Origin of the sequence: Isoptericola sp. NPDC019482, from assembly GCF_040632295.1 — a bacterium.
Taxonomy (GTDB): Bacteria; Actinomycetota; Actinomycetes; order Actinomycetales; family Cellulomonadaceae; genus Isoptericola.
Map to the genome: position 1 here is coordinate 35,984 of NZ_JBEYBQ010000020.1, position 18,577 is coordinate 54,560.

The 18,577-nt window shown below is 74.7% G+C and carries 20 protein-coding genes; 14 read left to right on the plus strand and 6 right to left on the minus strand.

Going from position 1 to position 18,577, the window contains the following annotated elements:
- Positions 1-7 precede the first annotated feature (7 nt).
- On the minus strand, positions 8-1,039 hold the full coding sequence (gene adhP, locus ABZ493_RS14000) for an alcohol dehydrogenase AdhP (RefSeq protein WP_430582747.1): 1,032 nt from the start codon (positions 1,037-1,039) through the stop codon (positions 8-10).
- Between the two features lie 280 nt (positions 1,040-1,319).
- Here adhP and ABZ493_RS14005 point away from each other — a divergent pair, with 280 nt between their 5' ends.
- The 6 genes from ABZ493_RS14005 to ABZ493_RS14030 all read left to right on the plus strand — a co-directional run bounded on the left by ABZ493_RS14005 (position 1,320) and on the right by ABZ493_RS14030 (position 6,094).
- Positions 1,320-2,531 carry a histidinol-phosphate transaminase gene (locus ABZ493_RS14005; protein WP_430582748.1) on the plus strand — a complete coding sequence of 404 codons (1,212 nt, stop codon included), beginning with the start codon at positions 1,320-1,322 and terminating at the stop codon, positions 2,529-2,531.
- Positions 2,531-3,133 carry an imidazoleglycerol-phosphate dehydratase HisB gene (hisB, locus tag ABZ493_RS14010; RefSeq protein ID WP_429728601.1) on the plus strand — a complete coding sequence of 201 codons (603 nt, stop codon included), beginning with the start codon at positions 2,531-2,533 and terminating at the stop codon, positions 3,131-3,133. Before ABZ493_RS14005 ends, hisB begins: the two co-directional genes overlap by 1 nt.
- A 4-nt stretch (positions 3,134-3,137) precedes the next feature.
- Positions 3,138-3,683, plus strand: coding sequence for a hypothetical protein (locus ABZ493_RS14015; RefSeq protein ID WP_430582749.1), 546 nt, complete (start codon positions 3,138-3,140; stop codon positions 3,681-3,683).
- A gap of 9 nt (positions 3,684-3,692) precedes the next feature.
- On the plus strand, positions 3,693-4,496 hold the full coding sequence (hisH, locus tag ABZ493_RS14020) for an imidazole glycerol phosphate synthase subunit HisH (RefSeq protein ID WP_430582750.1): 804 nt from the start codon (positions 3,693-3,695) through the stop codon (positions 4,494-4,496).
- Positions 4,497-4,574: 78 nt separating this feature from the next.
- Positions 4,575-5,306, plus strand: a complete 732-nt coding sequence (gene priA / locus ABZ493_RS14025; protein WP_430582751.1) for a bifunctional 1-(5-phosphoribosyl)-5-((5-phosphoribosylamino)methylideneamino)imidazole-4-carboxamide isomerase/phosphoribosylanthranilate isomerase PriA — start codon at positions 4,575-4,577, stop codon at positions 5,304-5,306.
- Positions 5,303-6,094, plus strand: a complete 792-nt coding sequence (locus ABZ493_RS14030) for an SseB family protein (protein WP_430582752.1) — start codon at positions 5,303-5,305, stop codon at positions 6,092-6,094. The genes priA and ABZ493_RS14030 overlap by 4 nt, the downstream gene beginning before the upstream one ends.
- A gap of 36 nt (positions 6,095-6,130) precedes the next feature.
- Here the strand turns inward: ABZ493_RS14030 and ABZ493_RS14035 are convergent, their stop codons facing one another.
- From ABZ493_RS14035 to ABZ493_RS14055, 5 genes are all read right to left on the minus strand, one after another.
- Positions 6,131-6,889 (minus strand): serine protease, encoded by a 759-nt coding sequence (locus tag ABZ493_RS14035; RefSeq protein ID WP_430582753.1) that lies wholly within the window; start codon positions 6,887-6,889, stop codon positions 6,131-6,133.
- 56 nt (positions 6,890-6,945) lie between these two features.
- Positions 6,946-7,524 (minus strand): hypothetical protein, encoded by a 579-nt coding sequence (locus tag ABZ493_RS14040; RefSeq protein WP_430582754.1) that lies wholly within the window; start codon positions 7,522-7,524, stop codon positions 6,946-6,948.
- 1 nt (position 7,525) lies between these two features.
- Positions 7,526-7,912 carry a DUF1844 domain-containing protein gene (locus tag ABZ493_RS14045; RefSeq protein WP_430582755.1) on the minus strand — a complete coding sequence of 129 codons (387 nt, stop codon included), beginning with the start codon at positions 7,910-7,912 and terminating at the stop codon, positions 7,526-7,528.
- 101 nt (positions 7,913-8,013) lie between these two features.
- Positions 8,014-9,531 (minus strand): catalase, encoded by a 1,518-nt coding sequence (locus ABZ493_RS14050; protein WP_430582756.1) that lies wholly within the window; start codon positions 9,529-9,531, stop codon positions 8,014-8,016.
- A gap of 43 nt (positions 9,532-9,574) precedes the next feature.
- Entirely contained in the window at positions 9,575-10,042 is a 468-nt protein-coding gene (locus tag ABZ493_RS14055) for a Fur family transcriptional regulator (protein ID WP_430582757.1), read from the minus strand.
- A gap of 318 nt (positions 10,043-10,360) precedes the next feature.
- Between ABZ493_RS14055 and infC the strand changes: the two genes are divergently transcribed.
- The 8 genes from infC to ABZ493_RS14095 all read left to right on the plus strand — a co-directional run bounded on the left by infC (position 10,361) and on the right by ABZ493_RS14095 (position 18,573).
- Positions 10,361-11,395, plus strand: a complete 1,035-nt coding sequence (gene infC, locus ABZ493_RS14060) for a translation initiation factor IF-3 (protein WP_430582758.1) — start codon at positions 10,361-10,363, stop codon at positions 11,393-11,395.
- A gap of 104 nt (positions 11,396-11,499) precedes the next feature.
- A complete protein-coding gene (gene rpmI, locus ABZ493_RS14065; RefSeq protein ID WP_079576291.1) occupies positions 11,500-11,694 on the plus strand; it encodes a 50S ribosomal protein L35 in 195 nt (64 codons plus the stop codon).
- A gap of 90 nt (positions 11,695-11,784) precedes the next feature.
- Positions 11,785-12,168, plus strand: a complete 384-nt coding sequence (gene rplT, locus ABZ493_RS14070; protein ID WP_079576292.1) for a 50S ribosomal protein L20 — start codon at positions 11,785-11,787, stop codon at positions 12,166-12,168.
- A gap of 56 nt (positions 12,169-12,224) precedes the next feature.
- A complete protein-coding gene (locus tag ABZ493_RS14075) occupies positions 12,225-13,076 on the plus strand; it encodes an RNA methyltransferase (RefSeq protein WP_430582759.1) in 852 nt (283 codons plus the stop codon).
- Positions 13,077-13,157: 81 nt separating this feature from the next.
- On the plus strand, positions 13,158-13,841 hold the full coding sequence (locus ABZ493_RS14080) for a 2'-5' RNA ligase family protein (RefSeq protein ID WP_430582760.1): 684 nt from the start codon (positions 13,158-13,160) through the stop codon (positions 13,839-13,841).
- Between the two features lie 163 nt (positions 13,842-14,004).
- The gene (gene pheS / locus ABZ493_RS14085; RefSeq protein ID WP_430582761.1) at positions 14,005-15,093 is read left to right on the plus strand and encodes a phenylalanine--tRNA ligase subunit alpha; all 1,089 of its coding nucleotides are present in this window, start codon (positions 14,005-14,007) and stop codon (positions 15,091-15,093) included.
- Positions 15,093-17,705: a phenylalanine--tRNA ligase subunit beta gene (pheT, locus tag ABZ493_RS14090; protein ID WP_430582762.1), complete on the plus strand. Its 2,613-nt coding sequence runs from the start codon at positions 15,093-15,095 to the stop codon at positions 17,703-17,705. The genes pheS and pheT overlap by 1 nt, the downstream gene beginning before the upstream one ends.
- Positions 17,698-18,573: an SDR family oxidoreductase gene (locus ABZ493_RS14095; RefSeq protein WP_430582763.1), complete on the plus strand. Its 876-nt coding sequence runs from the start codon at positions 17,698-17,700 to the stop codon at positions 18,571-18,573. The genes pheT and ABZ493_RS14095 overlap by 8 nt, the downstream gene beginning before the upstream one ends.
- The last annotated feature ends 4 nt before the right edge of the window (positions 18,574-18,577 follow it).

The window sequence follows — 18,577 nt, forward strand, 5'->3', positions numbered from 1 at the left end:
CCGGACGTCAGCTGCGCATGTCCATGACGACGCGGCCGTCGATCTTGCCGGCGATCATCTCGTCGAAGATCGCGTTGATGTCGCCGAGCGGGCGCACGGTGTAGGTCGGGTCGATCTTGCCGCGGGCGAAGAAGTCGAGGGCCTCCGCCATGTCCTTGCGCGTGCCGACGATCGAGCCCCGGACGGTGAGCCCGAACAGGACCGTGGTGAAGATGTCCAGCGGGAACTTCTCCGGGGGCAGCCCGACGAGGGAGACGGTGCCGCCGCGGCGCAGCGCGCCGACGGCCTGCGGGAAGGCGTGGGCGTTGACCGCCGTCACGAGGGCGCCGTGCACGCCGCCGCCCGTCTTCTCCTGCAGCTCGGCCGCGGCGTCGGCGGAGGTGGCGGCGTTCACGGTCACCTCGGCGCCGTGCCTGCGCGCCAGCTCGAGCTTCGCGTCGTCGACGTCGACCGCGGCGACGCGGCGGCCCATGGCGACCGCGTACTGCACGGCGATGTGACCGAGGCCGCCGATGCCGGAGATCAGCACCCACTCGCCGGGCTTGGTGTCGGTGACCTTGAGGCCCTTGTAGACGGTGACGCCGGCGCACAGGATCGGGCCGACGGCGGACAGGTCGACGCCCTCGGGGACGATCGGCGCGTACCGGGCGTCGACGAGCATGTACTGGCCGAAGGAGCCGTCGACCGAGTAGCCGCCGTTCTTCTGGTTCGGGCAGAGCGTCTCCCACCCGGTCTCGCAGTACTCGCACTCGCCGCAGGCGCTCCACAGCCAGGCGTTGCCGACGGTGTCTCCGACCTTGACGCGGGTCACCTGGTCGCCGACGGCGACGACGTGCCCGACGCCCTCGTGCCCGGGGACGAACGGCGGGGTCGGCTTGACCGGCCAGTCACCGTGCGCGGCGTGCAGGTCGGTGTGGCACACGCCGGTGTAGTCGACCTTGACCAGGGCCTCGTGCGGGCCGGGGGCCGGGACCTCGCGGTCCTCGACCGACAGGGGCTCGGTGAACGAGTGGACGACCGCGGCCTGCATGATGCTCATCTGCTTCTCCCTCTCACGGGCCGCTCGTCGCGGCCCACACGGACGAACTGCTGATACCTCGACGGTAGGCACGTCGCGTGCGCGACGCAGCCCCGAAGGCTTGTGAAGACTGTCACAAGGCGCGGAACGGGGCCCTTTGTGTCATGTGCAATCCTTCACAAAAGCGTGCTGCGGGCCGGGTCGGCACAAGGGTCCCGTGGTCGGTCCGCCGCCGTGGGGGCGCGAGGTCGAGGGGCGGACGTCGCCACCGGGCGCTCCCGCGGTTCCGTAGACTGGCGCGGTGACCACCCCCCTGTCCGCCGCCGCGCCCGCGGCCGGCGTCGACGGCGCGCGGCTGCCGCTGCGTCCCGAGCTCGCCGCCGAGGTGCCCTACGGCGCCCCGCAGCTCGACGTGCCCGTGCGGCTGAACGTCAACGAGAACCCGTACGCCCCGTCCGAGGCCGTCGTCGCGACGATCGCCCGCCATGTCGCCGACGCGGCGCGCGGGCTCAACCGCTACCCGGACCGCGACTTCGCGGGCCTGCGCGGCGACCTGGCCGACTACCTGGCGGTCGAGTCGGGGGTGCGCGTCACGCCCGAGCAGGTCTGGGCGGCCAACGGCTCCAACGAGGTCATGCTGCACCTGCTGCAGGCGTTCGGCGGTCCCGGCCGCGCCGCGATGTCGTTCGCGCCGACGTACTCGATGTACCCCGAGTACGCGCGGGACACCCACACGCGCTGGATCACCGGTCGCCGCGAGGCCGACTTCACGCTCGACGTCGACCACGCGGTCGCGACCATCGCGGAGGTCCGCCCCGCGGTGATCCTCCTCGCCAGCCCCAACAACCCGACCGGCACGGCGCTGCCGCTCGCGACGGTCGAGGCCGTCCTGGAGGCCGCGGCGAAGGTCGAGGTGCCCGACGCCCCCGAGCGCGACGGCCGCCGCGCCGGCGCGGTCGTCGTGGTCGACGAGGCGTACGCCGAGTTCCGTCGTCCCGGCACGCCGTCGGCCCTCGAGCTGCTCGGTGCGCACCCGCACCTGGCCGTCTCGCGCACGATGTCGAAGGCCTTCGCCGCGGCCGGGCTGCGCCTGGGCTACCTCGCCGGGTCCGAGGCCCTCGTCGACGCCCTGCGGGTCGTCCGGCTCCCGTACCACCTGTCGGCCGTCACGCAGGCTGCCGCGCGCGGTGCGCTGGCCCACCACGACGAGCTGCGCGCCCAGGTGCGCGACCTGCGCGACGAGCGCGACGCGCTCGTGGCCTGGCTGCGCGCGCAGCAGGTCGACGGGCGGCCGCTGCGGGTCGCGGACTCCGACGCGAACTTCGTGCTGTTCGGCACGTTCGAGGACCGGCACGCCGTCTGGCAGGGGCTGCTCGACCGCGGTGTGCTCATCCGCGAGACCGGCCCCGACGGGTGGCTGCGGGTCTCGGTCGGCACGCCCGCCGAGAACGCCGCGTTCCGGGCCGCGTTCAGCGAGGTCACCGGCGCCACGGCGCCCGAGGAGGAGGACTGATGCAGCACCGCACGGCCCGCGTGGAGCGCACGACGAGCGAGTCGAGCGTCGTCGTCGAGCTGGACCTCGACGGCACGGGGCGCACGGAGATCTCGACCACCGTGCCGTTCTACGACCACATGCTCACCGCGCTCGGCAAGCACTCGCTGATCGACCTCACCGTGCGGGCGACCGGGGACACCCACATCGACGCGCACCACACCGTCGAGGACGTCGCGATCGTGCTCGGCGAGGCGCTGCGGGAGGCGCTGGGCGACAAGCGCGGCATCTCCCGCTTCGGCGACGCCACGGTGCCGCTCGACGAGGCGCTGGCGCTCGCGGTCGTCGACGTCTCCGGCCGGCCGTATCTGGTGCACTCCGGCGAGCCGGAGGGGCAGGAGTACCACCTCATCGGCGGGCACTTCACCGGGTCGCTCACGCGGCACGTGCTCGAGTCGATCGCCCACCACGCCGGCATCTGCCTGCACGTGCGGGTCCTCGCGGGCCGCGACCCGCACCACATCGTCGAGGCCCAGTTCAAGGCGCTCGCCCGTGCGCTGCGCGCCGCCGTCGCCCCCGACCCGCGGGTCGAGGGCGTCCCGTCCACGAAGGGTGCGCTGTAGCCGCATGACCACCGATCCCGACCGGCAGCGCGACGAGCAGCCGGACCTGCCGGACGACCTGCCGGAGGGCTTCGAGATCCCCGACGACCTGTCGGGCCTCGACGGCGCCTCGGCCGACCCCGACCTGGCGGTCCTCATCACGCAGATCGCCGGCGCCGAGCCCCTCGCGGCCGCATGCTCGCTCGCCGAGCTCGACGTCGACGCCGCGCCGACCCTCGTCGGGGCGCTCGCGATCCTGCGCGACACGAGCGACGACGCGCCCGCCCGGGCCGCCGCCGCGATCTCGAAGCTCGTGGCGGGGGTGCCCCTCGTCCTCGTGAGCCGTCAGGGCGAGCAGCTCACGTGCGTGCGTTATGTCGACGGCGCGCCGCAGGGCGAGCTCCCTCCGGGGCTGGTGCTCGGGGGCGCCCCGGAGGCGCTCGAGGACCTCGTCACGGGCCACATCACGGTGGCCGACCTGCCGGGCGTCGTGCCGTCGTCGAGCATCGGCCGCTTCAAGGCGATGCGGATGCTCACGGGCGCTGCGCGCAAGGCCCGCAAGAAGCAGTAGGGGAGACGCATGCCGGACACGCCCACCGACACGCCCAGCACGCCCGACCGGGACCGGATCGCCGCTGCCCAGGAGGCCGCGGGGATCACGCCGCTCCTGCCCCACGGCGGCGCCGCGGCCGACCTGAACCCCGCGCCGGCGCCCGCCCGCGCGGGCGGGCGCCCGCACGTCGTCGTGCTCGACTACGGCTTCGGCAACGTGCGCTCGGCCGTGCGCGCCCTCGAGCGGGTGGGGGCCGACGTCGAGCTCACGGCCGACCTCGCGCGCGCCGCCGAGTCCGACGGCCTCGTCGTGCCGGGCGTGGGCGCGTTCGCCGCCTGCATGGCCGGGCTGCGCGCCGTCCGGGGCGACCAGGTGATCGACCGGCGCCTCGCCGGCGGCCGGCCCGTGCTCGGCATCTGCGTCGGCATGCAGGTCATGTTCGACGCCGGCGTGGAGCACGGCGAGCGAGCCGAGGGCCTGGGGGAGTGGCCCGGCGTCGTCGAGCGCCTCGACGCCCCGGTCGTGCCGCACATGGGCTGGTCGCCCGTGGAGGTGCCGGAGGGTTCCCGCCTCTTCGCGGGCGTCGAGCACGAGCGGTTCTACTTCGTGCACTCGTACGCGGCCCAGCAGTTCACGCAGGGCCACGACGGCGACGCGGACCCCCGCTACACGCCGCCGCTCGTCACCTGGGCCCGCCACGGGGCGCCGGGCTCCGAGACCCGGTTCGTCGCCGCGGTCGAGAGCGGCCCGCTGGCCGCCACGCAGTTCCACCCCGAGAAGTCCGGCGACGCCGGCGCGACCCTGCTCGAGAACTGGGTCCGCTCGCTCTGAGCGCTGTCGTCCCGCTCACCGCCGCACCCGCCCTGCCGTCCCCGATCCCGCAGTCGTAGAACCTGGAGAGACATCCTCATGACCGACCGCCTCGTGCTGCTGCCCGCCGTCGACGTCGCCGACGGCCAGGCCGTCCGCCTCGTGCAGGGGGAGGCCGGCTCCGAGACGTCCTACGGCGACCCGCTGGCCGCCGCCCGCGACTGGCAGGCGGGCGGCGCCGAGTGGATCCACCTCGTGGACCTCGACGCGGCGTTCGGCCGCGGCTCGAACGCCGACCTGCTCGCGCAGGTCGTGGCCGAGCTCGACGTCCAGGTGGAGCTGTCGGGCGGCATCCGCGACGACGCGTCGCTCGAGCGTGCCCTCGCCACGGGCGCCCGGCGCGTCAACATCGGCACGGCCGCGCTCGAGGACCCGGAGTGGACCGCGCGTGTCATCGCCGAGCACGGCGACGCGGTCGCCGTCGGGCTCGACGTGCGCGGCACGACGCTCGCCGCCCGCGGCTGGACGAAGGAGGGCGGCGACCTGTGGGAGGTGCTCGCCCGCCTGGACGCCGCCGGCTGTGCGCGGTACGTCGTCACGGACGTCACCAAGGACGGCACGCTGCGGGGCCCGAACGTCGACCTGCTGCGCGAGGTCGCCTCGCGGACCCCCGCGAAGGTGGTCGCGTCGGGCGGCATCTCCTCCCTCGCCGACCTCGAGGCGCTGCGTGCGCTCGTGCCGGACGGCGTCGAGGGTGCCGTGGTGGGCAAGGCCCTGTACGCGGGCGCGTTCACGCTGCCGGAGGCGCTCGACGTGGCGGGCCGGCCGTGACGGCCGAGGACGGCCGGGCCCTGCCGGGCCACCTGAAGTCGATCCAGCCGACGTCGCAGTTCGCCGGCGACGACGGCTCGGCCGACCCCGAGCTCGCCGCGCTGCTGGAGGCGCACGCCGCCGGCACCGGGTCGCTGGACGACGTCGTGCGGCGCCTCGCCGTCACCCGCGTGCTGGTGCCGGTGCTCGCGGAGCTCGCCGTCGCCGACGTGGTCGAGCACGAGACCTCAGAGGGCACCCAGGAGCTGCACGTCGACAAGGAGGCGGCGGCCGGCGTGGTGGCGATCGAGGTGCCCGACGGGCGCCGCGGGCTGCCGGTCTTCACCTCGGTCGAGGCGATGAAGGCCTGGCGCGCCGACGCCCGCCCCGTCCCGGTCGAGGCCGCCCGCGCGGCGCTGTCCGCCGTGAGCGAGGACTGGTCGCTGCTGGTCGTGGACCCGGCCGGCCCGGCCACCGCACTGGTGCCCCGCCCGGCCGTGTGGGCGCTCGCCCAGGGGCAGGAGTGGCGACCGGCGCTCGTCCCGGGCGGCGCGGACGGCGCCCTCGAGGTCGACCCCGAGGTGGCCCGTGCTGTCGCGGACGCCGCCGCACCCGTGCAGCACGTGGTGCGCGCGCACGCCGAGCGCGGCCGCCGCGCGGAGGTCGCCGTCGTCCTGGCGCTCGACCCGGGCCTGGACCGGGCCGGGCTGGACCGCGTGCTGGCGCAGGTCAACGCGCGGCTGGGCGCCTCGACGGTGATCTCGGCCAGGGTCGACTCCCTCGAGCTGCGGGTCGGCGCGGCGCGCTGAGCCGACGGGGGCCGGACGACGGCCGGCCCCAGCGGCCTAGCGAGAGGGCGTCACGGAAGGGCTTCCCGACGGCTGCGCGCACGGCGGCAGCGCCCGGAACCCCTCGGCGTCGTCAAGCACCCGCTCCAGCGTCGACAACGGCACCAGCAGGGAGCGGCCGTCGGAGGTCTTCGCGTACACGACCCCGATCACGCGGCCCTGCGCGTCGAGCGCGGCCGACCCTGACGAGCCGGGCTCCACGGGGGCGTCGGTGAGCAGCACCTCGCCGAGGTTCTCGTGCAGCGGGTCGGTGGTGGGCCCGATGACGGAGCCCGCGGTGATGGTCAGCTCGCCGCCCTCCGGGTAGCCCACCACGGTGACGTCGTCACCGGGCCGGGGATCGGCGTCCGCCAGGGTCGGGTAGCTGGGCAGCGGGTCGGTGGTGCGCACCAGGGCCAGGTCGGCCAGCGACGCGCTGCCCGCGGCCGAGACCTCGAGGTCGCGCCCGTCGTAGGTGCTGACCTCCAGCGTCTCGGAGTCGGCCACGACGTGCCTGTTGGTGATGAGGGTGTGCTCGTCGACGGCGAAGCCCGACCCGGTCGACAGCCCGTCGCAGCCCACGTTGCGGATCCGCACGGCCATGCGCTGCACGGCGTCGAAGCCGTCGGGGGACAGCCCTTCCGCGCCGTCGGCGGAGAGCGGGGCCGGGGCGGTCCGTGCGACCTGCGTCGGGACGACGTCGTCCGGCACCGGGGGAGGGAGGGCCGGGAGCACCCCGCAGCCGGCGAGCGCCGCCGCGAGGAGCAGGGCCGGCACGGGGCGCAGGCTCCGGGCCGCTCCCTGCGCGGCCCCCTGTGCGGCCGCCGCTCGGCTCACTGCTCGAGCTCCTGCTCCAGCTGGTCGTTCGCCTTCGAGGCCTGGCGGCACAGGGTCTCGACGTCGGAGGCGAAGCGGTCGAGGTCCTTCGCGTCGTAGGAGCCGCGGTCCTCGAGGTAGGTGATGAGCTGCGACTGCGCGTCGACGCAGTCGCCGAGCGCCGTCGTCACGACGCCCGCCGCCTCGCTGACGCGCCGCTGGTAGTCGAGGTACTGCTGGGAGGCGACGTTCTCGTCCCCGAGCTGGGCCTTCTCGTTGGCGAGGTCGGTGATCCGGGCCGTGGCGGTGGCGAGCTGCTCGCGGGCCGCGACCAGCTCGGCGTCGGTCGCCGCGAGCTCGGCGTCGAGCGCGGCGACGCGGTCGGCGTACCCGCGCGCCTCGCCCTCCCACGTGGCGCTGTGCGACTGCCAGCGGGTCGTCGTCACCCAGAGGTACGCACCGATCCCGAGCGATCCCGCCAGCAGGACCGCCAGGACCGTGACCGCGGTGCGCCCTCGGCGCCGTCGCGCGGGAGCGCCGCCGCCGGTCGGCGGCGGCTGGTCCGGGGGCGGCGGCCAGGCGGACGGGGCGGACATCTCAGACGACGGAGCCCGTGAACTTCTCGCCGGGGCCCTCGCCGGGCGCGTCGGGGACGACGGAGGCCTCGCGGAACGCGAGCTGCAGGGAGCGCAGGCCGTCGCGGAGCGAGCGGGCGTGCTGGTTGCCGATGTCGGGGGCGCTCGCCGTGACCAGCGCGGCGAGGGCGGTGATCAGCTTGCGCGCCTCGTCGAGGTCCAGGTGCCCCTGGGCGTCGGCGTCCTCCGCCAGCCCGCACTTCACCGCGGCGGCGCTCATGAGGTGCACGGCCGCGGCGGTGATGACCTCGACGGCGGCGACGTCGGCGATGTCACGGGTGGCGTCGTCGGCGGCGGACGGGGTGGCGGTCACGGGGTCGGGGGAGATCGCGTCGGGCGAGGTGCTCATGGGTCCATCTTCGCATCGGGGCGGAGCCGGGACGGCCCGCCGGGGACGGCCGAGGCCGGGCCCCAGGGGGACCCGGCCTCGGTGTGCGGGGAGCCGACTCGTCAGATGCCGACGGGCTCGACGTCCGGGCCCGAGCCGGCGGCGGCCGGCGACGGCACGTGGCCGGCCGACACCTCGGCGCGCAGCTTGGCGCCGAGCTCGGCGTCCACGTTCGTCCAGTACTGGAAGAACCGCTCGCGGATCTCGTCGATCGTGATCGCCAGGCCCTGGCCGGTGAGCGTCTCGAGGAAGCGCGCCTTGGCGCCGTCGTCGAAGACCTCGCGGTACAGGGTGCCCGCCTGGCCGAAGTCGTCGTCCTCGGCGTGCAGGGTCTGCGCGGCGCGCACGAGCTCGCCGTCCGACTCCCACGAGGACTCGACGCCGCGCACCGGGTCGGCCACGGGACCGCCCTGGGCGCCGAACGAGTTCGGCGTGTAGACGCGGTGCTCGGGGCCGTTGAACTGGTACTGCATGTTGCCCTGGTGCATGTAGTTCGCGACCGGGGCGGCGTGCGGCTGGTTCACCGGCAGCTGGTTGTAGTTCGTGCCGATGCGGTACCGCTGCGCGTCCGGGTAGGAGAAGACGCGCGCCATGAGCATCTTGTCGGGCGAGATGCCGGTGCCCGGCACCTGGTTGCCCGGCGAGAACGCGGCCTGCTCGATCTCCGCGAAGAAGTTCTGCGGGTTCCGGTTCAGCGTGAACGTGCCGACCTTGATCAGCGGGTAGTCCGCGTGCGGCCAGACCTTCGTCATGTCGAACGGGTTGAAGCGGTAGGTCTTGGCGTCCTCGTAGGGCATGACCTGGACCTTGACGTCCCACGAGGGGTGCTCGCCACGCTCGATGGCCTCGTACAGGTCGCGGCGGTAGTAGTCCGCGTCCTCGCCGGCGATCCGCTCGGCGTCCTCGGACGACATGTGCTCGACGCCCTGCCGGGAGATGAAGTGGTACTGCACCCAGAAGCGCTCGCCCTCGGCGTTGACCCACTGGTAGGTGTGCGAGCCGTAGCCGTTGAGGTGGCGCCACGACTTCGACAGTCCGCGGTCGCCCATCACGTAGGTGACCTGGTGGGCCGACTCGGGGGAGAGGGTCCAGAAGTCCCACTGCATGTCGGCGTTGCGCAGGCCGGAGGCGCCGAGGCGCTTCTGGGAGTGGATGAAGTCCGGGAACTTCATCGCGTCGCGCAGGAAGAAGACCGGGGTGTTGTTGCCGACGATGTCGAGGTTGCCCTCGGTCGTGTAGAAGCGCAGCGAGAAGCCGCGCACGTCGCGCCAGGTGTCGGGGGAGCCCTGCTCGCCGGCGACGGACGAGAAGCGCAGCAGCGTCTCGCTCTTCGCGCCCTTCTGGAACACGGCCGCGCGGGTGTACTGCGAGACGTCCTCCGTGACGACGAGCTCGCCGAACGCGCCGCCGCCCTTGGCGTGCGGGTTGCGCTCCGGCACGCGCTCGCGGTTGAAGGAGGCCAGCTTCTCGACCAGGTAGCGGTCGTGCAGGACGGTGGGCCCGTCCGCACCCAGCGTGAGGGACTGTGCGTCGCTCGCGACCGGGGTGCCGGTCTGCGTCGTCGTGAACGGCGTCGTCATGTGATGACGTCCTTTCTCAGGGGGGTTCCGGTTCTGTCCGGCTTCAGGAGGTCGTGCCGGGGCCGGCCGACGGGACGGGGTCGGCGGCCGGGGCACCGGCACAGTCGGGGCACAGGCCCCAGAACGTGACCTCGGCGAGGTCGACGGCGAACCCGTGGGACGCGCTGGGAGTCAGGCAGGGGGCGTGCCCCACGGTGCAGTCGACGTCGGCGACGGCGCCGCACGAGCGGCACACCACGTGGTGGTGGTTGTCGCCGGTGCGGCGCTCGTATCGCGCAGCGTGCCCAGCCGGCTCCATGCGGCGCAGGAGGCCGGCCGAGGTGAGCGCGTGCAGGCAGTCGTAGACGGCCTGCACGGACACCGAGCCGAGGTCGGCCCGTACCGCGCGCACGACGTCGTCCGCGGTGGCGTGCTGGTGCTCGGAGAGCGCGCGCAGGACGGCGAGCCGGGAACCGGTGACGCGCAGGCCCCGCTCCCTCAGCAACGTCTCGTCCGTGCTCGCCGTGGTCATGGCCGCGACCCTGCCACACTTTCTGGAACGATTCCAGTAAAGGTCGCGACGTGGACCGTCGAGACGCTCGCCACACCGGCCGGCCGGGCCGCGATCCCGTGCTAGCCTTGACAGCTGACCGACCTGGGTCCGTCGGCACGCCGCTCCACGGAGCGGCTGCAGGGTCCAGGTGCATCAAGTGGATCTCATCCCACCCGAGCACCGACCGAGCGCCCCCGGGCGCCGACAGGGGCCGGGTCCCGGTCGGACGCCTCTCGTGGGCGTCCGCCTCGGTCGCCGGAGCGCTCGCGCCCCGGCGTCGGTAGATGGCCTCCACCTGTGCTCAGGTCGGGGGCCTTTCCCGTCCCTGGCGGTCTACCGACGGAGTTTAGGAGCATCACCATCAGCGAGCCTCGCATCAACGATCGGATCCGCGTCCCCGAGGTCCGACTCATCGGCCCGGGCGGGGAGCAGGTCGGCGTGGTCGCCACGGGAGTCGCCCTGAAGCTTGCCCAGGACGCCGACCTCGACCTCGTCGAGGTGGCCCCGGACGCCCGTCCGCCCGTCGCCAAGCTCATGGACTACGGCAAGTTCAAGTACGAGTCGGACATGAAGGCGCGCGAGGCGCGGCGCAACCAGGCGAACACGGTCCTCAAGGAGATCCGGTTCCGCCTGAAGATCGACCCGCACGACTACGGCACCAAGAAGGGCCATGTCGTCCGCTTCCTCGAGGCCGGGGACAAGGTCAAGGTCATGATCATGTTCCGCGGTCGTGAGCAGTCGCGCCCCGAGATGGGCGTGCGTCTGCTGCAGCGGCTCGCGGAGGACGTCTCGGACCTCGGCTTCGTCGAGTCGATGCCGAAGCAGGACGGCCGCAACATGACCATGGTGCTCGGCCCGGTGAAGAAGAAGGCCGACGCCAAGGTCGAGCAGCGCAAGCGGTCCAGCGAGATCAACGCGCAGCGCAAGACCAAGTCCGAGGTCAAGGCCGAGGCCCGCGCCCAGGCCGCGCCGGCGCAGCCGACGCCGGAGCCCGAGCCGACGGAGCCCGAGGTCGAGGCGCAGGAGGCGCAGGAGGCGCAGGCCCCCGAGGCCGCGCAGCCGGCGCCCGCCCCGCGCGCCGAGACGAAGCCCGCCGAGACGAAGCCCGCTGAGACGAAGCCCGCCGCAGCGCCGGCCGCCCCGTCGAAGCCCGCGGCGTCGAAGCCTGCGGCCGCGAAGCCGGCCTCCGCGCCGGCCAAGCCGGCTGCGGCCCCGAAGCCTGCGACCCCGGCCACGCCCGCCGCGGCGACGCCGAAGCCCGCGACGCCGAAGCCCGCCACCCCGCGGCCGCCGGCGCCGCGTCCGAAGCCGAGCCCCCGCGCAGGTCGCTGAGGCCGCACCGCAACGTCCATCTGGCACCGGGCCGCTCGCCGGCCCCGGTCCGCACCACGTCCCCGCCACCCGGCGGGTGACCGACACGAGGAGAGACGGCAGTCATGCCGAAGAACAAGACGCACTCCGGCGCCAAGAAGCGCTTCCGGGTCACCGGCAGCGGCAAGATCATGCGGGAGCAGACGAACGCTCGCCACTACCTCGAGCACAAGTCCAGCCGCCGCACGCGTCGTCTGGCCCAGGACCAGGTGGTCTCGGCCGCCGACGTCAAGACCATCAAGAAGCTGCTCGGCAAGTGACGCCCTCGGCGGTCCGCTGCTTCCGGTGACACCACCGGGACGCACGACCGCCGGGTCCACTTCCGGCCCCGACACTGCAAGGAGCATCACGTGGCACGCGTGAAGCGGGCGGTCAACGCCCACAAGAAGCGCCGTACGACCCTCGAGCGCGCCAGCGGCTACCGCGGCCAGCGTTCGCGCCTGTACCGGAAGGCGAAGGAGCAGGTCACCCACTCCCTCGTCTACTCGTACCGCGACCGCAAGGCGAAGAAGGGCGACTTCCGCAAGCTGTGGATCCAGCGCATCAACGCTGCGTCCCGCGCGCAGGGTCTGACCTACAACCGCCTCATCCAGGGCCTCAAGGCTGCTGGCGTGGAGGTCGACCGCCGCATGCTCGCCGAGCTCGCGGTCAACGACGTGGCGGCGTTCAACGCGCTCGTCCAGGTCGCCAAGGACGCGCTGCCGGCCGACGTCAACGCGCCGAAGGCCGCCTGAGCCACCCCGCTCAGCACCCCGGACGCCCGGACACCCCCGACCTGTCGATGCCGCGCATGATCTCAGGCATCCCCGACGTGACGCTCGCGAACCCGCGGGCGGACCGGGTCAAGCAGGTCAGGGCGCTGTCCGGGCGTCCTGCGCGTTCCCGGCACGGACAGTTCCTCGTCGAGGGTCCCCAGGGCGTGCGTGAGGCGGTGCGCCACGCGGCCGCCGACGTCCGGGACGTCTACCTCACGCCCGCCGCCGCGGAGCGCTACGCCGAGATCGTCGACGCGACGCTCGGCGCCGGGCTGCACCTGCACGTCGGCACGGCCGAGGTGCTCGAGGCGATGAGCCCGGACGCGCAGGGCGTGCTCGCGGTGGTGCGCACCACCGCCCTCGGCCTCGACGACGCCCTGGCCGGCGTCACCTCGCGGCCGCTGCTCGTCGCGGTGCTCGCGAACGTCCGCGACCCCGGCAACGCCGGCACGGTGATCCGCGCGGCCGACGCGGCGGGCGCGGACCTCGTCGTCCTCGCCGGCGAGAGCGTGGACGTCCACAACCCCAAGGTGGTGCGCTCCACCGCCGGCTCCCTCTTCCACCTGCCCGTGGTCACGGGCCTGCCCCTGGCCGACGCCGTCGCCGTCGTCCGCGCCGCGGGCTGCGTCGTCCTCGCCGCCGACGGCACGGGCGAGCACGACCTCGACGACCTGCTCGACGTGGCGGGCGACCCGGACGCCGGCCAGCCGGACCTGGCGGGCTCGACCGCGTGGGTCTTCGGCAACGAGGCGTGGGGCCTGCCCGAGGCCGACCGCGCGCTGGCCGACGCCGTCGTGCGCGTGCCGATCCGCGGCCGCGCGGAGTCGCTCAACCTGGCCACCGCCGCCACGGTCTGCCTCTACGCGAGCGGGCGCGCGCAGCGCTGACGCCGCACGCCGCCGGGTCGTCGTCGCGCCGGTCTCGCGCCGCCCGGGGCGGGCGGCACCGGGGCGTGGCACGATGCGCGGGTGCGCCTGTTCACGGCCGTGTACCCCTCCGCCGATGCCGGCGACCACCTGGAGCTCGCCCTCGCCGGGGTGGGCGGCGCCGCTCTCGCCGACCCGGGCCGCGGCCTGCGCTGGGTGGCGCCGGAGCAGCGCCACGTCACCCTCGCCTTCCACGGCGAGGTTCCGGACGGTGCCGTGCCCGACTACGCCGAGGCGTTGCGGATCGCCCTGGCCGACGTGCCGCCGTTCGCGCTGGCCCTGAGCGGCGGCGGGACCTTCGGCGGGCGGACGCTCTGGGTCGGTGTGGCCGGGTCGGTCGACGACCTGCGGCGCGCCGGTGAGCTCGCGCAGGACGCCGCGGTCGGCGTCGCGGGGCTGCCCGCGTCGGACCGGACGTCGGGACGGCCGCACCTCACGGTCGCGCGGGCGACGGCCCGTGCCGCGGAGGGTCGGCGGCGCGTGGACGGCGCCCGCGGCGGCACGCGCGGGCCGCGTGGCCGTGAGCCCGAGGCCTCGCCCCTGGTGCCCTGGGCGCGGGCGCTGGCCGTGTACCGCGGCCCGTCGTGGGAGGTCGACACCGTGCACGTCGTCGCGTCCCGGCTCGGGGAGGGGCGGTCGGGCGGGCCGCTGCACGAGGACGTCGCGGTCGTCCGGCTGGGCGACCGGGACGACGTCGGGCGGTCCGTGCCATCATGGGAGGCGTGACACGCCGCGACCGCCGATTTACCGGGCCCGCCACGGGCCTGGTCCCGGTGACGCCCGCGCGCTGAGCGCGGTACCGCGGACGCCGACCTGACCGGCCCGGGCGGGCACATAAACTGACCCCCGCCGCCACACCCCTCGCAGGGCCCCTCTCAGGAAGGCACGCATGTCCACGCCCGCACCCACCCCAGAACCCGGCAACGATCGACAGAGCCCCGACCCGCTGGACGTCGAGGCGCTCGACGCCGCCGTCGCGGACGCGCTGGCCGCCGTCGCCGCCGCGCGCGACCTCGACGAGCTGAAGGCCGTCCGCACCGCGCAGACCGGGGACAAGAGCCCGCTCGCGCTCGCCAACCGTGCCATCGGGGCCCTGCCGGGGCCGGACAAGGCCGCCGCCGGCAAGAACGTCGGCCCACGCCGCGGGCGCGTGAACCAGGCGATCGCCGCGCGCCAGGCCGAGCTCGAGGCCGAGCGCGACGAGCGCGTCCTCGTCGAGGAGACGGTCGACGTCACGCTGCCGACCGACCGCCGTCCCGTCGGGGCGCGGCACCCGATCGAGCTGGTGCAGGAGCGCATCGCCGACTTCTTCGTGGGCCTCGGCTGGGAGATCGCCGACGGCCCCGAGGTCGAGGCGGAGTGGTTCAACTTCGACGCGCTGAACTTCGACCCGGACCACCCCGCGCGGCAGATGCAGGACACGTTCTACGTGTCCGGCGAGGGGGACAAGCCGTCCAACCTCGTGCTGCGCACGCACACGTCGCCGGTGCAGTCGCGCTCGATGCTGGAGCGGGGCGTGCCGCTGTACATCGCGTGCCCGGGCAAGGTGTTCCGCACCGACGCGCTGGACGCCACGCACACGCCCGTCTTCCACCAGGTCGAGGGCCTGGCGGTCGACAAGGGCCTGACGATGGCCAACCTCGTGGGCACCCTCGACGCGTTCGCGCGCGCCATGTTCGGCCCGGAGGCGCGCACGCGGCTGCGCCCGAGCTTCTTCCCGTTCACGGAGCCCAGCGCCGAGATGGACCTGTGGTTCCCGCAGAAGAAGGGCGGCGCCGGCTGGATCGAGTGGGGCGGCTGCGGCATGGTCAACCCGAACGTGCTGCGCGCGGCCGGGATCGACCCCGAGGAGTACCAGGGCTTCGCGTTCGGGATGGGCATCGAGCGGACGGCGATGCTGCGCCACTCGATCGCGGACATGCACGACATCGTGGAGGGCGACGTGCGCTTCTCCACCCAGTTCGGGACGGAGATCTGATGCCCCGCATCGTCACTGACTGGCTCGGCGAGCACGTCGAGCTGCCGGCGGACCTCACCGCGGAGCAGCTCGCGGCGGCGCTGGTGAAGGTCGGCCTGGAGGAGGAGGAGATCCACCCCGCCGCCGTCACCGGCCCGCTCGTCGTCGGGCGCGTGCTCGCGCAGACCCCCGAGCCGCAGAAGAACGGCAAGACCGTCAACTGGTGCCTGGTCGACGTCGGCCCGGAGCACAACGCGACGCAGATCAAGGGCGTCGACGACGCCGACGTCCCCGCGGGCGGCGCACGCGGCGTCATCTGCGGCGCGCACAACTTCGGCGTGGGGGACTACGTCGTCGTGTCGCTGCCGGGCACCGTGCTGCCCGGCGGCTTCGCCATCGCGGCGCGCAAGACCTACGGCCACGTCTCCGACGGCATGATCTGCTCGGTGCGCGAGCTCGGCATCGGCGAGGACCACGACGGCATCCTCGTGCTGACCCGTGCGGGATTCGACGCCGCCGACCTCACGCCGGGACAGGACGCGATCGCCCTGCTCGGCCTGGGCGACGAGGTGCTCGAGATCAACGTGACGCCCGACCGCGGGTACGCCTTCAGCTACCGCGGCGTGGCGCGCGAGTACGCCCACTCCACGGGCGCCCGCTTCACCGACCGCGGGCTCGCGGAGAACCTCGTGACCGCGCCGCCGACCGCCACGGCCGACGGGTTCGTCGTCGAGGTCGACGACGCGGCGCCGATCCACGGCCAGGTCGGCTGCGACCGGTTCGTCACGCGCGTCGTGCGCGGCATCGACCCCGCCGCGCCGACCCCGGACTGGATGAAGCGCCGCCTGGAGGGCTCGGGCATGCGCGCGATCTCCCTGGCCGTCGACGTCACCAACTACGTGATGCTCGACCTGGGGCAGCCGCTGCACGCCTACGACCTCGCCCAGGTCGCGGCGCCGATCGTGGTCCGTCGTGCGGCACCGGGGGAGCGGCTGACGACCCTCGACGACGCCGACCGCGCGCTCGACGCCGAGGACCTGCTCATCACCGACTCGCCCGCGGGCGAACGCGGGGGTCGCGTGCTCGGCCTGGCCGGCGTCATGGGCGGTGCGTCGTCGGAGGTGAGCCCCACGACGACGGACATCCTCGTCGAGGCGGCCCACTTCGACCCGATCACCGTGGCTCGCACGGCGCGGAGGCACCGCCTGCCGTCCGAGGCCGCCAAGCGGTTCGAGCGCGGCGTGGACCCGCGCCTGCCGGCCGTCGCGGCGCAGCGCGTGGTCGACCTGCTCGTGGAGCTCGGCGGCGGCACCGCGGACGCCGCGGTGAGCGACCTCGACACCACGACCGCCGCCAAGCCGGTGCGCCTGGACGTCACCCTGCCGACGCGCCTGTCGGGCGTCGAGTACGACCGCACCACCGTGGTCGGCATCCTCGAGCAGATCGGCTGCACCGTGACGGACGCCGTCGCCGGGGCCAGCGTGGACGCGGTCCGCGTGACGCCGCCGTCGTGGCGCCCCGACCTCACCGAGCCGGCCGCGCTGGTCGAGGAGGTCGTGCGGATCGCGGGCTACGACCAGATCCCGTCCGTGCTCCCGGCCGCCCCGGGCGGTCGCGGCCTCACGCCCGAGCAGCGGGCTCGCCGGTCGGTGGCGCGCGCGCTCGCGGAGGCGGGCCTCGTCGAGGTGCTGTCCTACCCGTTCGTCGGCGAGGCCGACCTGGACGCGCTCGGGCTGCCCGACGAGGACGTGCGCCGCACCACGCTGCGCCTGGCCAACCCGCTGGCCGACGACCGGCCGTTCCTGCGGGCGGACCTGCTCTCCACGCTGCTCGAGACCGCGCGTCGGAACGTCTCGCGCGGCCTGCCCGACGTGGCGGTCTTCGAGATCGGGCTGGTCACGCGGCCGACGCCGGGCACCCCGGCGCCGCCGCAGCTGCCGGTGGGCGTGCGCCCGTCGGACGACGACCTGGCGGCGCTGGTGTCCGCCGTCCCGGACCAGCCGCGGCACGTCGCGGGCGTGCTCACCGGGCGGTTCGCGCCCGCCGGTTGGTGGGGCGAGGGCCGGGCGGCCGACTGGGCGGACGCCCTCGACGCCGCGCGCCTCGTCGCCGAGCGGGCGGGCGCGGAGGTCGTGGTCCGGGCCGACCCGGGCACGATGCCCTGGCACCCCGGGCGCTGCGCGGCGCTGGCGCTGGCCGACGGCGCCGTCGTCGGGCACGCGGGCGAGCTGCACCCGAAGGTGGTCGAGGTCCTGGGCCTGCCTGCCCGGGCGGTGGCGTTCGAGCTCGACCTGGGCGCGCTGATCGCCGCCGGCGGGGGCGTGCCGGTCGTGGCGGAGCCGGTGTCGGCGTTCCCCGCGGCGAAGGAAGACTTCGCGTTCGTCGTCGACGCGGACGTGACGGCCGACGCCGTGCACGCCGCCGTCGTCGCGGGCGCGGGCCCGCTGCTGGAGGACGCGCGACTCTTCGACGTCTTCACCGGCGAGCAGGTGGGCGAGGGCAAGAAGTCGCTCGCCTACTCGGTGCGGCTGCGCGCCGCGGACCGCACGCTGACCGCCGACGACGTCCGCGCCGTCCGCGAGGGGGTCGTCGCCGCGGCGACCGAGCGCGTCGGGGCGGTGCTGCGTGGCTGACGAGGCCGCCGTCGCCGGTCCGGTGGGCGTCGTCCCGCCGGCCCGCACCGCGCTGGTCACGGGGGCGAGCCGCGGCATCGGCCGCGCGCTCGCCCTCGGGCTCGCGCGGGCAGGGCTGGACGTCGCCCTGGTCGCGCGGGACGCCGACCGCCTGGCCGAGGTCGCGCGCGAGGTGCGCGACCTCGGCCGGACGGCGCTCGAGCTGCCCGCGGACGTCACCGACGCCGCGGCGGTGGCGGTCGCCGTGCGGGCCGCCGAGGCGGCGCCCGCGGACGGGGGGCTCGGCGGCGTCGACCTGCTGGTCAACAACGCCGGCCGCATCGACGCCGAGGTGCCGCTGTGGGAGGCCGACCCCGACGAGTGGTGGTCGGTTCTCGAGACGAACGTGCGCGGCCCGTTCCTGCTCGCCCGGCACGTGGTGCCCGGCATGCTGGCCCGCGGCGGCGGCCGCGTCGTGGATCTCGCCTCGGGCGCCAGCCTGCACGAGATGGTCGCGTCGAGCGCCTACAACGCGAGCAAGACGGCACTGCTTCGGCTCGGCGCGGGACTGCACGAGGCAGGTTACGCGCGCGGGCTGCGGGCTTTCGAGCTCTCGCCCGGGACGGTCGCCACCGAGATGACCGCCGGCATGCCGATGCACGCTGGGCGCACCGAGTGGACGCCGGTCGAGCGCTCGGTGGAGATGGTCGTCGCGATCGCGAGCGGCGACCTGGATGCCTGCTCCGGGTGGTTCGTGCGCGTCACGCACGACACCCCGGAATCGCTGTCCCGGCTCGCGGCGCGGGCGTCTGCGCCCGCCGCGCGGCGGCTGCGGGTGCAGCCGGCGGCGGCGGACGACCCGCTGGCCGAGGTGCTCACCGGTCGTTGACCCG

Coding starts and splice junctions, on each gene's coding strand:
- adhP (WP_430582747.1), bottom strand. CDS start 1,039: ATGAGCATCATGCAGGCCGCGGTCGTCCACTCGTTCACCGAGCCCCTG.
- hisB (WP_429728601.1), top strand. CDS start 2,531: ATGCAGCACCGCACGGCCCGCGTGGAGCGCACGACGAGCGAGTCGAGC.
- ABZ493_RS14015 (WP_430582749.1), top strand. CDS start 3,138: ATGACCACCGATCCCGACCGGCAGCGCGACGAGCAGCCGGACCTGCCG.
- hisH (WP_430582750.1), top strand. CDS start 3,693: ATGCCGGACACGCCCACCGACACGCCCAGCACGCCCGACCGGGACCGG.
- priA (WP_430582751.1), top strand. CDS start 4,575: ATGACCGACCGCCTCGTGCTGCTGCCCGCCGTCGACGTCGCCGACGGC.
- ABZ493_RS14040 (WP_430582754.1), bottom strand. CDS start 7,524: ATGTCCGCCCCGTCCGCCTGGCCGCCGCCCCCGGACCAGCCGCCGCCG.
- ABZ493_RS14045 (WP_430582755.1), bottom strand. CDS start 7,912: ATGAGCACCTCGCCCGACGCGATCTCCCCCGACCCCGTGACCGCCACC.
- ABZ493_RS14050 (WP_430582756.1), bottom strand. CDS start 9,531: ATGACGACGCCGTTCACGACGACGCAGACCGGCACCCCGGTCGCGAGC.
- ABZ493_RS14055 (WP_430582757.1), bottom strand. CDS start 10,042: ATGACCACGGCGAGCACGGACGAGACGTTGCTGAGGGAGCGGGGCCTG.
- rpmI (WP_079576291.1), top strand. CDS start 11,500: ATGCCGAAGAACAAGACGCACTCCGGCGCCAAGAAGCGCTTCCGGGTC.
- ABZ493_RS14075 (WP_430582759.1), top strand. CDS start 12,225: ATGATCTCAGGCATCCCCGACGTGACGCTCGCGAACCCGCGGGCGGAC.
- pheS (WP_430582761.1), top strand. CDS start 14,005: ATGTCCACGCCCGCACCCACCCCAGAACCCGGCAACGATCGACAGAGC.
- pheT (WP_430582762.1), top strand. CDS start 15,093: ATGCCCCGCATCGTCACTGACTGGCTCGGCGAGCACGTCGAGCTGCCG.